This window comes from Phenylobacterium zucineum HLK1, assembly GCF_000017265.1.
Lineage (GTDB): Bacteria > Pseudomonadota > Alphaproteobacteria > Caulobacterales > Caulobacteraceae > Phenylobacterium > Phenylobacterium zucineum.
Window position 1 is genome coordinate 369,912 of sequence record NC_011143.1, and the last position, 13,065, is coordinate 382,976.

At 70.7% G+C, this 13,065-nt stretch carries 10 protein-coding genes; 1 reads left to right on the forward strand and 9 read right to left on the reverse strand.

Features of this window, described 5'->3' with window-relative positions:
- Positions 1-85 precede the first annotated feature (85 nt).
- From PHZ_RS21310 to PHZ_RS21325, 3 genes are all read right to left on the reverse strand, one after another.
- Positions 86-1,251, reverse strand: a protein-coding gene (locus tag PHZ_RS21310; protein WP_407946656.1) for an IS3 family transposase whose coding sequence is annotated in 2 segments (ribosomal slippage) — positions 86-993 and positions 993-1,251 — 1,167 coding nt in all. Because the reading frame shifts where the segments join, the coding sequence is not laid out codon by codon here.
- A 59-nt stretch (positions 1,252-1,310) separates the two neighbouring features.
- Positions 1,311-1,556, reverse strand: coding sequence for an ArdC-like ssDNA-binding domain-containing protein (locus PHZ_RS21320; RefSeq protein WP_041374535.1), 246 nt, complete (start codon positions 1,554-1,556; stop codon positions 1,311-1,313).
- A gap of 245 nt (positions 1,557-1,801) precedes the next feature.
- Positions 1,802-3,931, reverse strand: coding sequence for a strawberry notch C-terminal domain-containing protein (locus PHZ_RS21325; protein ID WP_012520556.1), 2,130 nt, complete (start codon positions 3,929-3,931; stop codon positions 1,802-1,804).
- Between PHZ_RS21325 and PHZ_RS21330 the strand changes: the two genes are divergently transcribed.
- Positions 3,897-4,925, forward strand: a complete 1,029-nt coding sequence (locus PHZ_RS21330; RefSeq protein WP_012520421.1) for an IS110 family RNA-guided transposase — start codon at positions 3,897-3,899, stop codon at positions 4,923-4,925. The genes PHZ_RS21325 and PHZ_RS21330 overlap by 35 nt on opposite strands.
- Here the strand turns inward: PHZ_RS21330 and PHZ_RS21335 are convergent.
- From PHZ_RS21335 to PHZ_RS22935, 6 genes are all read right to left on the reverse strand, one after another.
- Positions 4,907-7,438 (reverse strand): strawberry notch-like NTP hydrolase domain-containing protein, encoded by a 2,532-nt coding sequence (locus tag PHZ_RS21335; RefSeq protein WP_012520557.1) that lies wholly within the window; start codon positions 7,436-7,438, stop codon positions 4,907-4,909. The two genes, PHZ_RS21330 and PHZ_RS21335, sit on opposite strands and share 19 nt — an antisense overlap.
- A gap of 160 nt (positions 7,439-7,598) precedes the next feature.
- Complete coding sequence (locus PHZ_RS21340) at positions 7,599-9,584, reverse strand: ParB/RepB/Spo0J family partition protein (protein WP_012520558.1); 1,986 nt, start codon at positions 9,582-9,584, stop codon at positions 7,599-7,601.
- Positions 9,585-9,646: 62 nt separating this feature from the next.
- The gene (locus PHZ_RS21345) at positions 9,647-10,570 is read right to left on the reverse strand and encodes a toprim domain-containing protein (protein WP_012520559.1); all 924 of its coding nucleotides are present in this window, start codon (positions 10,568-10,570) and stop codon (positions 9,647-9,649) included.
- Between the two features lie 61 nt (positions 10,571-10,631).
- Positions 10,632-11,570, reverse strand: a complete 939-nt coding sequence (locus PHZ_RS21350; RefSeq protein WP_012520560.1) for a ParB/RepB/Spo0J family partition protein — start codon at positions 11,568-11,570, stop codon at positions 10,632-10,634.
- Positions 11,571-11,574: 4 nt separating this feature from the next.
- Positions 11,575-12,339: a ParA family protein gene (locus PHZ_RS21355; protein WP_012520561.1), complete on the reverse strand. Its 765-nt coding sequence runs from the start codon at positions 12,337-12,339 to the stop codon at positions 11,575-11,577.
- Between the two features lie 6 nt (positions 12,340-12,345).
- A complete protein-coding gene (locus tag PHZ_RS22935; RefSeq protein WP_041374536.1) occupies positions 12,346-12,609 on the reverse strand; it encodes a hypothetical protein in 264 nt (87 codons plus the stop codon).
- Between the last annotated feature and the right edge of the window lie 456 nt (positions 12,610-13,065).

Below are 13,065 nucleotides of genomic sequence, written 5' to 3' on the forward strand. Positions count from 1 at the left end.
GTTCGGCGCGCCGGCGCGGCAGGTACTCATCGGCGAAGTCTTCGATTTCGATGCCGTGACCTGCCCCCCGCCGGTCCCTCGATCATTATGAGAGCCCAGGGGGTTGGTAGCTGATCTCCAGCGCCGGCGGTAGCGGCCGGGCGGTGGAGCTGATCAAGTTGCGCAGCCGGCCGGCCGCGGGGTTCAGACGCACGGCTTCCGGGGTCAGTCCGCCGTGCGCCGAGTGCGGCCTGACGTGGTTGTAGTCGAGCCGCCAGCGCTCGATGACAGCCCGGGCCTCGGCGAGGTTGGCGAAGACCTCCTCGTTCAGGCACTCGTCGCGCAGCTTGCCGTTGAAGCTCTCGACGAAGCCGTTCTGCTGCGGCTTGCCGGGCGCGATGTAATGCCAGTCGACGCCGGTGCGGTTGGTCCATTCCAGCATGGCCCGGCTGGTCATCTCGGTCCCGTTGTCGCTAACGATGGTCGCCGGCCGGCCGCGCCGGGCGATCAGGGCGTCCAGCTCGCGGGCCATGCGATGGCCGCCGATCGAGGTGTCGACCACCAGCGCCAGCGCCTCGCGGGTGAAGTCGTCGACGATGCACAGGATCCGGAAGCGCCGGCCCCAGCTCAGCGTGTCGGCCACGAAGTCCAGGCTCCAGCGCTGGTTCGGCCCGTCCGGCAGCGCCATGGGCGCCCGCGTGCCGGTGGCGCGCTTGCGGCCGCGCCGCCTTCGCACCGCCAAGCCCTCCTCGCGGTACAGCCGGAAGAGCTTCTTCTTGTTCATGCTGACGCCTTCACGCTCGAGCAGGATGCCGAGCCGCCGGTAGCCGAAGCGGCGTCGCTCCGCCGCCAGGCCCCGCAGCCGGGCGCGTACCTCCGCATCGCCTGGCTGGGCCACGCGGCGCACTGTCTTCGGATCGACCTGGACCAGCCCGCAGGCGCGCCTCTGCGAGAAGCCGCGCTCCGCCATCAGGCGAAGCACGGCCTCCCGGCGCGCTGCAGGCCCGATCAGTTTTTTCCCAGCAGGTCCTTCAGCGCCGACACGTCGAGCATGGACTCCGCCAAGAGCTTCTTCAGTCGCCGATTCTCGTCCTCCAGCGTCTTCAGCTTCTGGGCATCCGACACGTTCATGCCGCTGTACTTCGCCTTCCACCGGTAGAAGGTCTGCTCGCTGATCCCATGCCGCCGGCAAACCTCCGCCGTCGGGCTCCCGGCCTCCTGCTCCCGCAGCACGCCGATGATCTGCGCCTCGTTGAACCTGCTCTTCTTCACGTCCGTCTCCTCAGGGTGACGGACTCTCACTCAAACCGAGGGATCAGGAAGGGGGCAGGTCACTTACGCACCGGCGCTTCGAGGCTCAGGGCCTGGCGGAAGGTGAACCAATAGGGCGAGGCGTAGCCGCGCTCAGCGCCGACGAAGGCCAGGAGCCAGGCGTTGCTGCCGCTGAAGGGCTCGCCGTCCGCACGCCGCGGCAGGCTGGGCTCGCCGCCGCTGGCCCACGGCTGACGCCACGGGGGCACGCCGCGTTCGATGCGCCCGATGATGTCGGCCATCAGGGGTTCGAGGGGATTGGTCATGGGAGAGCTCCTGCAGGTCCGCGCGGGACCGCCCGCGCTCGCCCACCCGGGCCCTCCCCTTCCCTTTCGCGCTCCACCCACGAAAAACCCCCGGCGGGTCAGACCGGGGGCGGGTCGTTGGCGGCGCCGGCCGCAAGTGAAGGCGCCGCCGCGCCGATGAACCGCGAGCGCGGGATCTGGTTCCCGCGCCGTCCCGGCGTGACGTCCCACGGGATGTTTGTTTGACCAAACTCGGCGCGGCCTGATCAGGCGGCGGCGCTGAGCAGGGTCTGCGGCGGCCACTTGCCGAGCACCGCCGTCAGCACCTCCGGCTTGTCGACCGGGACAAAGACCCTGGGGGTGTAGGCGATGATCTCCACGAAGCAGCCGAGAGCCTGGAAGGCGGAGCGCTGCGGGGCGGCGCCTACGACCTCCAGCCGAAACCGGTCCATCACCTTCGCCCGGCGCAGCCAGAACCCGCCCGCCAAGGCGATCGAGGTGTTCTCGCGCAAGACCAAGTGCGCCGCGCTGGCGCCATCGCCCACGGCCGTCGCCACGTCGCTGAGCCCAAGCGCCACTTTCAACTTGGCCGCGTCGCTTGGCTCGAGGACGCGTCCGAGCCAGCGGCGGCCGTCCGGCGCCTTGAGCCGGCGGACATAGGTGCGCTGGTCGGGAAGGCTGCTCCACACCGGCAACAGCAGGCCGGTGGCGAGGATCAGCTCCCGCGTGCGCCAGGGATCGGCCTCGGCCAGCTCAGCCTCCCACGCCTCGCGCCAGCGGCTTTCATCCGTGTCCTCCCAGGCGGACTCCTCGAATGTTTTCCGCGTGAGCAGCGACCGCTTCTCTGGCCGGATGAGCCGCACCGCGGGCACCAGGCGATCCTGATCGTCGGTCGTCGTCAGGCCTTGCACGACGAGGGCGGCGCGGCCGGACTTGGCGTTGACGGCGTAACGAAGCGCCGCTTCGTCCTGGCCGCGCCGGGCGTCGTCCGCGCTGGCCAACTCCCGCCGCGTGCGGATCGCGAAGGTCACGAGCTTGGTCTCCGCGCCGGTCGTGGCGTCGGTGCGGACGACCTCCTCGGCCAGGAGGCTGACGTCGTCGGCGTCGATGTCCTCCAGGCCCCGGTCAAGGGCGCCCGCCGCCGCAGCCCGCTCCAGAATGCCGGCGAGCAGCGACTCGAAGGCTTCGAACAGGGCGTTCTGATCCTCGATCCTGAGCGCCAGCATGCGGTTCAGGAAGGTGTTCATCGGCGGGAGGTCCTCAGGCGCCTTCAACCCGCCCTCGGCGTCCAGCAGGTGCAGGCCGGTCTTGGCCTCGAACGTCTCCCGGTCCATGGCCGCCACGTCGCCCCAATGCAGCGCCACATAGAAGGCCTGCAGCGCGCGCCGGGCCCACGCGCTTTCCAGGTTGTCCTCGGCGCGGAAGAGCCCCTGTCCGGCCGTGCGCCGCTCGCCCTTGGTCAGGGCGCCCAGGCTGTCCAGCCGTCGCGAGATGGTCGAGGTGAAGCGCTTCTCGCCATGGATGTCCGTGGTCACCGGACAGAAGAGCGGGGCGCTCGCCTGGTTGGTGCGGTGCGAGCGGCCGAGTCCCTGGATGGCCACGTCGGCTCGCCAGCCCGGCTCGACCAGATAGTGGCGGCGACGCTCGGTGTTCCCGCAGTTCAGGTCCGCGTGGTAGCTCCGACCCGTGCCGCCGGCGTCGGAGAACACCAGGATGCGCTTGCGGCCGCTCATGAAGGCGTCGGTTTCGGCGCGGGCGGCCGAGGCGCTGCGGCGCTCGACCACGCGACGGCCGTCACGGGCGACGACCCGCCGGGACCGTCCGGTGATTTCCGCGACCTGGTCGGGTCCGAAAGCGTCGAGCAGCGCGTCCAGCACGCCGGGGACCGCCGGCAGGCAGGCGAGTTCGGTGATCAGGGCCTCGCGCAGGCGCAGCGCCTCCTGGCTGAGCACCGGCCGCCCGTCCACGATCAGCGGCCGCAGCGTGACGGCGCCGTCCTCGTCCTCGATGCTTTCCATGGCGGTCACCGGGAAGGCCCCCTTGAGGCAGTCCAGCGCCTGATCCTTCGGCGTCAGGTCCACGGCCAGGTTGTTCCACTCCTCCGGCGGGATCTCGGCCAGCCGCCGTTCCATCACCGCTTCATGGGTGGAGACGATCTGCACCACGGCCGAGCGCCCGTGGGCGAGGTCCTCGCGGATCGAGGCGATCAGGGTGGGCGCCTTCAGACCGGACAACAGCGCGCCGAAGAAACGCAGCTTCGCGCCCTCGAAAGCAGATGGGGTGGATGGCTCCCGCTCACGGCATCTGAGTGCCAGACTTGTGGAAGTTGTCGAACAACCACGAGCGAAGGGAGCCACCCAGATGGAGATTACAACGATCGGCCTGGATCTCGCCAAGAGCGTTTTTCAGGTTCACGCGGTTGACGCCGAGGGGAAGGTCATCGTCCGCAAAGCTCTTCGACGAGCCCAGGTTCTGCCGTTCTTCAAGACCGCGCCGCCCTGCCTGGTGGGGATCGAGGCCTGCGGCACGTCGCACCATTGGGCGCGCGAGCTGAGGCGGCTCGGCCACGAGGTGCGGCTGATGCCGCCGGCTTACGTGAAACCCTACGTGAAGCGCGGCAAGACCGACGCCAACGACGCCGAGGCGATCTGCGAGGCGGTGACGCGGCCGACGATGCGGTTCGTGGCGATCAAGTCCGAGCAGCAGCAGGCGGCCCTGGCGCTGCACCGGACCCGAGATCTGCTGGTCAAGCAGCGCACCCAGCTGGTCAACATGATCCGCGGCCTCCTGGCTGAGTTTGGGATCGAGATGGCGCGCGGCCTGCATCATGCCCTCGACCTAGCCGCACGGGTTGCTCAAGGCGCTGCGCCGGACGTGCCCGAGCTGGCGGCGCGAGTCATCACCGGCCTGGCGGGCCAGATCGGCGATCTGCAGGTCCGTCTCACGGCGCTGGAGAAGGAGCTGCTGACCTGGCATCGGACAAACGAGCTGTCTCAGCGCCTCAGCACCATCCCTGGCGTCGGCCTGATCTCGGCCACGGCGCTTGCCGCCTCAGTCACCGACGCCAGCCGCTTCCGCTCCGGGCGGCAGTTTGCGGCCTCGCTTGGCCTAACACCGCTGCAGAACTCCAGCGGCGGCAAGGAGCGGATGGGGAGGATCTCACGGATGGGCGATCGATATCTGAGACGCCTGCTGGTCGTCGGCATGACCTCGCTCGTGCGCCGTGCACGAACAAGACCGGACTCGGTCGACCCGCGCATCGCTGCGATGCTGGCGCGCAAACCCGCTCGCGTGGTGACGGTGGCCGCGGCCAATCGCACCGCCCGTGTCGCCTGGTCGATCATGGCCCGCGGCGGCGTCTACCGCGCGCCTCAGGGCGTGACCGCCTGACAGATTAGCTGATCGTCGACGACCAGCTTCCGGAGGTTGCGAGCGCGATGTGAAGTGATGGCGAACCGGTCAGACCGGGAGCTGGGACACCCCGCGTAGTGTCCAAGGCGTCGAAGCCTGCAAAGCAGAGTGGGACCCAGCTTGCGGACACCATCAGGGCCAGCAGTCCTTGAAACGACTGCATCAACAGGCCGGACACAAGACTGCACCCGACCCAGCCGCCAAAACATCAAATCGAGCCTTGCAACGCGGGAGCCATCCACACAGGACATTACCGCCGAGGCGGCCTGGCCGCTTTTCGGCTTGCCATCCTCGGTGACGCCGACCGCCTCGAGCGCCGCACGCAGGTTCTGATGGATCACCTGGTAGGCGTCGGCCCACGCGTTCCAGATCTCGATGTCCTGCGAAGTGAGCGCGTGGCGCACCGCCTCGTACTCCACGCCTTCGAACGACAGGGAGCGGGCGATGTAGAGGCCAAGCGCCTTCAGCTCGCGCGCGATCAGCTCCATGACGGCCACGCCGCCCTTCTCCACCGCGTCCATGAAGGCGTCCCGGGTGGGGAACGGCGCGGCCGCGCCGCCCCAGAGGCCGAGCCGCGCGGCGTAGGCGAGGTTCTCCGGCGTCGTGGCGCCGGTGGCGCTGACATACATCACGCGCGCCAGCGGCAGACGGTTCTGCAGCGCCAGACCGGCCATGCCCTGGAGCGAGGCCTTCTTCGGGCCCCGCGCCCCCTTGCCGCCCCCGGCGGCGTTGGCCATGGCGTGCCCCTCGTCGAACACGATGACGCCGTCGAAGTCCTCGCCGAGCCAGGCGATGATCTGGTCGAGGCGCGAGGGCTTGTCGCCGCGGCCGGGCTGCCGGAGCGTGGCGTAGGTCGTGAAGAGCACGCCGCGGTCGAGGCGGATGGCGTCCCCCTGTTTCCAGGCGCTCTGCGGGACGATCTCGCGCGCTGCGCCGCCGATCGCCGACCAGTCGCGGCGCGCGTCCTCCAGCAAGTGGTCGTTCTTGGAGATCCAAAGCGCACGAAGCCGTCCCTGCGCCATGTTGTCGGCGATGACCGCTGCGGCCTGCCGCCCCTTGCCGCAGCCGGTGCCGTCGCCGAGCATGAAGCCGCAGCGCAGCTGGAAGGCGCCGGGAACGTCTTCCCGCGCCAGGGCCAACTGGTGGGGCGCCTCGGTCAAGGTCCACCAGCCGGGCAGGAGACGCGCGTGCGCCTCCCCGGCGTAGATGACGGTTTCCAGCTGGGCGTCGGAGATCAAGCCCTCCGCGACCACCCGCGGGGGCAGGACGGGCCGGTAGCTCGGCGCGGGCGGGGCGACCGAAGCCATGGCCGCCGACTCCACCAGGGGCGAGGGGTGCGGCTGGGCGCCGGCCGCTTCGAGCCGGCTCACCTGGTAGGCCTGATAGAGGCCGACATCGCGTCCGGGGCCACGCCACGGGATCGTGGCGTAAGCCACCTGGGCGCTGGCGCTGAGGAACCTGAGCCGGTTCGCCGGACCGGCGGGCGTTCGGGCCCGGGGCGAAAGGAAGGCCGAGGGGGCGGCGGCGCGGAAGGACCTGGGCTTGGCGGTGGGCCTGGGGGCGAGCGCCGTCACGGCCTGGGCGGCCTCCGCCAAGGTGTCGACGGACCGCACCTCGGCCCTTTGTGCGCCGGCCGCGTCGGCCCGGTCGAGGACCAGCAGGCCCACCTCGACCGACGTGCCATGCTTGGCGAAGGCCGGGGGCGGAAGGCCGACGGCGGCCACGAGGTCGCCGCGGCCCTGCAGCGCCTGCAAGGCGGCCCGGTCCTCGAACAGGCGCGCCGGCACGATGGCGGCGAGCCGGCCGCCGGTCGCCAGGCAATCGAGCGCGGCGTGCAGGTGCCGCTCCAGGTGCTGGAACGGCGGATTGACGAGGGCGGCGTCGAAGCTGCCGGCGGTCGGCAGGAGGTCCTTCAAATGCACCGCGTCGTGCCGCGTCGGCGCAGCGTCCGGGAACAGCCCTTCGAGCAGGGCCGCGCGATGCGGCGCGAGCTCGTTGAGCGTCAGGTGCGCGCCGCAGGCTTCTGCGATGACTGCCATCAGTCCGGTGCCCGCCGAGGGCTCGAGCACACGGTCGCCCGGCCGCACCTGGGCGGCGGCCACGGCCATCGCCGCGAGCGCCGGCGGCGATGAGAACTGGTCGAGCGCCACCTGCTCTTCGCTGCGGCGCGAATGGGTCAGGGTAAGCGCCGTGAGATCGCTGAGCAGGGCGACGATCTCGGCTGGCGCGTCCTCGAGCCGGGCGAGTTGCGGGGCCAGCCGGCGAAGCTGCAGGACCAGCGCGGCTTCCACCGCGTCATAGGCGTCGCGCCAGAGCCACGCGCCGTCGGCGTCGGAGCCGCCGAACGACGTGGTCAGGGTCGCGGCGACCAGTCGGCGGTCCAGGGCTCGGGACCGGTTGAGCTGAGGAGCCAGCGCGCGCGCCGCGGCCAGGGTGTTGGCGGCCTTGTCGCCGGCGGGAGCGGCGCCGAAGAGCGGAAGGGGGGCGTTCATTCGGGAGGTCCTGATCGCCCGCGGCGGAGGGCGCCTCCCTCCTCTCCCGCGGGCTCGCCGGCCGCCTTCCCTCCCCTTCCCCTTTCCGTCAGATCGGCGAGCGCCAAAGCAAGACGCCCCACCGGCCTGGCCGGTGGGGCGCTCAGGGGCGCTCAGCGCATCAGGCCGCCGCCTGCTCCGCCAGCCCGTCCCCAGGCCGATCCTCGGGCGCGTCGGAATCACTCGCCGCTTCCGCGTCCGGGACGTCGTCGCTCGGCGGCGCGGCGTTCCAGGAGAGCACCGAGGGGGCCCACTGCCGCTCGGCGGCGGCCTCGGCCACGAAGGCGACCAGCTCCTCCTTCTTCAGCGTCTTCACCCGCGGGTCGTCGACGCCCATGTCGTCCAGAAGCGAGAGCAGCTGCTTCTTGGGGTGGACGGAGAGGTAGTCGTTGTCCGGCGTCCAGTGCGCCGCGATGTCCGCCCCGCAGAGCTCGGCGATCTCGGCCGCCTCGGCCCGCGCGGACCGGCGCAGGCTGGTCGTCCGCTCCTCCCGAACATTGAGGCTGATGGCCACCAGCTCCGCCAGGAGGGCCATTCGCTCGCCGTGCGGCAGGCTCTCCACCCAGGCGATCGGGCGAAGGTTGGACGCCAGATAGGCGGCCCGGCGCTGGTCGAGCCGGCCCCGCACCTCCCCGTCGAGGGCGGGGATCGCGGGCGTCTGACCCCGCCGATAGCCGGTGGCGGAAATCACCAGCGCCGACTCGCCCTGATAGACTGGCCCATGAAGCGCAAGGTGCTTGAAGAGCTGCGCGATCAGGGCGACGAGCGCGGCGCCCGGGTTGTCGGCAAGGTCCCGGATCAAGCCCCGCGTCGCCACGTCGGTCCGCGTCTCATGCAGCGCATGGCTTGCGCCGTCCACCTCAACCTCGATCACCGGCACCTCGATGTCCGGCTCGTAGGGGGCGCCGGCCTCCGCCTGGTCGTCGGCCTCCTGCGCCTCGTCCTCTTCCGCCTCGTCGATCGCCGCCGGCGCGCCGAAGAACTCGGCCTTAACCCCGATGGCGCGGTCCGGCGCCAGCAAGACCGCGCCGAGCGTCAGGCGCTTCAGCGGCGCGGCGGCCACCTCCATCTTCGCCATCAGGGCCGGTAGGATCTTCGCGGCCGCGTCATCGCCGGCAAGGTCCTCTTCGTCGAGCGCAGCGAGGGCCTCGGCGGCCGCCCGGCGCGCCTCGGCGAGCCGCCCCTTGGTCGCCTCGTCCAAGTCGCCCGGGTAGACATAGGGCAGCGTCTCGAAGCCCTCCGGCGCACGGTAGCCGGTGTCGCGGCCGATGTAGACCGCCAGTCCGGCCGCCTTGAAGGCGTCCACGAGCGGCTGCGCCCGCCCGCGCCAAAGGTCCTGCAGCGTCTCCGGATCGAGCAGCCGTTCGGGCATCTCGCCGAAGAGGTCGGTCTCGACCCGCCCCCCCGCGGCCGTATACCGGTCGAGCCCCACCAAGGCGAACCGCTCGTCCTCGCTCGTCACCCGATCGGCGGCCAGCGCCTGATGCAGCTGGTATTCGTGGAAGTAGCCCTGCAGGGCGGTGGCGGCGAGCTCGCCCTGGGCCTTGCGGTCGGGCAGCCGGGCGAACAGGCGCACCTGCTTCAGCGTCAGGGCGCCCTTTCGGTACGCCTTCAGGACATCGCCGTGGACATGGGCGAGCGCCTCGAGCCGCTTGATCTCCAGCTCGTCGTAGCCGAGCGCGCCGGCGATCGCGGCGGTGTCCATCTTCTTGCGACGCATCTTGCCGATGGCTTCGATGACGTCGGCCATGTGGACGGGCGCCCGCTCGACATTGGTGAGCATGGCCGCAGCCGCCTGGCTCTCCCGCGTCTCGAAGAGCTCGCACTTCACGGGGAACGATCCGTCGACCCGGCCGGTCTCCAGCAGGAGCTGCAGGGCGAAGAGGCGGCGGCGGCCGTCCAGCACCATGAAGGGCTTCTCGCCCTTGCGGCCGGGGCGGACGGCCAGCGGAATGACGACGTTGGCCGCGGCGATGGTGTCGGCCAGCTGCGGGACGCCTTGGTCGGCGGGCGTCTTGAAGCGGATGTTCTCCGGCGCGAGCGCCAGGTCCTGGAGCGGCACGTGAACCTGGCTGGCGGCGGGCGTTGGGGTGACGACGTCGGTCATGGGTTGGGTATCCAGCGCCGTGGGCGAGGGCCATCCTGCCCTTGGGCGCACCCTCCCCCGCCCTACCCTTCTGCTTTGTGGCGCCGGGCCCGCCCGTTCCCCGCGGCCTGGGCGAGGTCGTTCCAGTCACCGTGGGGTCGGGGCGGCAGCAGGATGCGAGCCTCGATCGTCGAGCTCTGGAGCGCTTCGGCGAGCTCCCGCGCCGAGCGCTCACCGTCCTTGCCGCGATCGGCGGCGATCCAGACGCTGCGCACGCCCTGCGGGGCGCGCCAGGAGCGCAGGTTGCGCGTCGACATCAGCGCCCAGCCGGGCCGGCCGAAGCGTTCGGTGGCCGACAGGACGGTGAAGACGCCTTCGCCGACGAGCAGGTCGCTCGCCACGGCGTCCAGCCGAACGGCCGAGCTCGGTTGGATCACCCCGATCGTCTTGCGCGGCAGGCGCAGCCGGCGCGTCCGCTGTCCATCGGCGTCCAGGTAGGTGACCTCGACGGCCGTCAGCTCGCCATTGGGGTTTCGGATCCCCGCGAGCAGCGCGGGCCGGGTCGGCGAGCGGCGACGGTACGCCGAGATCGGCGCGGCCGGATGATGCCGCAGCGCCTCCGGCCCCGGCGGGTCGCGTTTGACCTGACGGAGCTGGAGGTGCCGGGCGGAGAGCGTGCCGCCGATCGGGCGCGCCTCCTCCCAGAGGCGCTGGGCGGCCTCGATCCGGTCGCGGTCCGATGGCTCTGGGCGGCCTGGGCGCACCGCGCCCGACGCACCGCCCGCGTTCGGCCGATTCAGGTCGTCGATGAGGTTGCGCGCCCTCAAGTCGTCCAGGATCTCGCGCCAGTCGGCCCCATTGAAGGCGTGGACGAGCACCCGCCCATCCACCAGACGCAACGAGACAGACCGGTCATGGGCGCTATGCCCGGGCGCGGGGATATTGGCGCGCAGCCCCCGCGCGTAGAGGTCGCCGCCCAGGGCGGCGACGATGGCGTTCAGCGACATGGGAGACTCCTTGCGTCCCGCCCCTTGGGCGCTCGCGTCAGCCTCGCCCTCCCCTGCCCCTTCAGCGGTCCGCCTCCACAGCCAGGATCTTCACCTTGGACGCAGGGACGAGCTCGGCCGCGCCGTCGAACACCACCCAGACACCGTCGGCCGTGCTTGAGCGGTCGAGCGCCAATCGCCCCGCCCGCGCGCCGACGAGGACCCGCACGAGCGGCGCTGCGACGGTATTCACCTGGTGGGAGGGCTCCTCGCTTGGAGCCTCGGCGACCCTGGACTGAGCGGCGTCGAACGGTGCCGGCGGTGCGGTGTCCGAGACGCCCGGCTTGGCCGTGCGTGCGGGCTTGAGGGCGCCCGCGAAGGCGCGCGCGGCCGCCTGGGTGAGCTGGCTGGGATCGCGTGCGGCGAGCCAAGCCTGGGTCTTGCTGGCGTCGGCCTTCCATGCCCCCCAGAGTTCGTACAGCGTCCTGGCGCCGAGGACGTCGCCCAACCTTTGGAGGTCGGCCGGCATCTGCGGCACAGCGGCGTAGATCGCGATCAGGTCTTTGCCGCGGCCGAGCCGTCGGGCGATCTCCGCCTGGCTCTGGCCGAGGGCCAGAAGGCGCGCCACCGCCTGGGCCATGTCGGTCGTGGTCAGGGCCGCGCGCTGCTCGTTCTCGATCAGCTGGTCCGTGAGTGCGTCGGCCTCGTCGACATCGCCGGCCTCGATCACAGCGCGGATCTCGCTGAAACCCGCAAGGCGCGCGGCGCGAAAACGCCGGGCGCCGTAGCGGATCACGTAGCGCCCCTCCGCATTGGGCGGCCGGACGACGATGGGCTGCTTGAGCCCCCGCGCCTTCAGGGTTTCGGCCAGAGCCGCCAGCTCGGCTGCGTCGAAGGCTTGCCGAGGATTGGCGGGGTCCTCCTCGACCAGGTCGAGCGGCAGGCTCATGACCGTATCGGCGGCGGCGCCGAGTGCGGCGCTGAGATCGGCGAAGGTGTCGAGAAAACCGGACTGGGACATGGGCTCAAGCGGGAACGACGTCGAGGCGCGACTGGATGGTGGCGAGCACCCGGCGGATCTCCCGCCCGGCCTCCTGAGCGGCGGTCTTCTTCAGCTTCCAGACCGGCTGGCGAACATCGAGCGCTTCAGCGTATCCCTGGCGCTGGGTGAGCACGCCCTGGCCCGGAAACATGATCCGCGCGCCCTGTTCGCGCAGGAGACCGGTGAGGTTCTCCCGCTGCCTTGGCGAGTTGCTCTGGAAGCGGGACGGGAGCAGGCCCAGGAAGTCGATCGGCCGCCCGCCTCGGGCCGCCTTTTCCACCGTGGCCTTCTGCGCCCAGAGCTGCTTCACCCCCTGCAGGGCGTAGGTCTCCAGGTCGATGGGCGAGACAAGGCAGCTGGCCACCATCAGGGCGGCGTAGTTGCGCCCGCTCCAGGTGGGCGGCGTGTCGAGCACGGCGTAGTCGAAGCGGCCCGCCAGGCGGGTGAAGGCGTTGCGGTAGTTGACCACGGCGCTGGAGAGGGCGGCGTCGACCCTGTCGAGGCCGCGGTCCCCGGCGAAGAGGGTGACGCCGGCGGCCTCGCTCAAGGCGGGCGGCGCTTCGAAGAACAGGACGCTGCTCGGCCCCGCCTGCCGGGCGTCGGCGAGGCTGTAGCTGGCGTTTCCCTGAGGGTCGAGATCGACGAACAGCACCCGGGCGCCCGCCTCCGCGAGGAACCAGGCGGCGTGTACGGCCAGCGTCGTCTTACCGACGCCGCCCTTCTGATTGTTGACGACGAGGGTCTTCACGCGCGCTCACCAATCCGGATCGTCGTCCCAGGCGCGACCGGGGTGATAGACGCCGCCGCCGGCCATGAACGGTGCGAGGATCACGAAGAGCAGGACCGCGAGGATCCCCCGCCCGGCGCTCCGAACCACGACCCCGGGGTGCGGCAGTCGGGCGAGCCCTAGTCGGTAGAAGAGGTAGAAGACCGCCAGGCCGAGCAGCACCCAGGCCCAGAAGAAGGTCGACAGCAGATCGCTGATCCTGTGATCGAGGAGGAAGCGTTCGAGGTCCATCCGAAGGCTCCAGAGTGGCCGTCGCTCGATTCTGAGTGCTTCGCGACCGGCTTTGCAACCTTGAGCGGAAAACATGCGGCGGACGCCTTCCCCTCCGTACCAATCCTTAAACACGACCGCTGCGGATGCAGCGGGTGATTTCGAGATTCCAGGATTCAGATTCAGAGCCGACAGAATGCCGTAGGAACAAGCACTTAGAACCATAATCCTGACCTTGCGGGGGAGAACGCCTGACCGGATGGGGGCGTCATCCTGACCTTGCGGGGGACTTGTCCTGACCGGCAGGGGGCATCCTGACCGATTGGGGGCTGAGGCATGGCTGCGACCATATCCTGACTTGCGTTGGGAACGAAGGTCAGGAAAGCTGCCGCCGTCAAGCTCTAGAGATTCTGCGTGGACGACAGCAGCGACATCGTTGTCGAAGAGGCGGCGGCCGATGGCGAGCCTGGGCGGGCG

Excerpts from the sequence above, each read along its gene's own strand:
- PHZ_RS21340 (WP_012520558.1), bottom strand. The coding sequence starts at position 9,584 with ATGACCGACGTCGTCACCCCAACGCCCGCCGCCAGCCAGGTTCACGTG.
- PHZ_RS21330 (WP_012520421.1), top strand. The coding sequence starts at position 3,897 with ATGGAGATTACAACGATCGGCCTGGATCTCGCCAAGAGCGTTTTTCAG.
- PHZ_RS21345 (WP_012520559.1), bottom strand. The coding sequence starts at position 10,570 with ATGTCGCTGAACGCCATCGTCGCCGCCCTGGGCGGCGACCTCTACGCG.
- PHZ_RS21335 (WP_012520557.1), bottom strand. The coding sequence starts at position 7,438 with ATGAACGCCCCCCTTCCGCTCTTCGGCGCCGCTCCCGCCGGCGACAAG.
- PHZ_RS21320 (WP_041374535.1), bottom strand. The coding sequence starts at position 1,556 with ATGACCAATCCCCTCGAACCCCTGATGGCCGACATCATCGGGCGCATC.
- PHZ_RS22935 (WP_041374536.1), bottom strand. The coding sequence starts at position 12,609 with ATGGACCTCGAACGCTTCCTCCTCGATCACAGGATCAGCGATCTGCTG.
- PHZ_RS21350 (WP_012520560.1), bottom strand. The coding sequence starts at position 11,570 with ATGTCCCAGTCCGGTTTTCTCGACACCTTCGCCGATCTCAGCGCCGCA.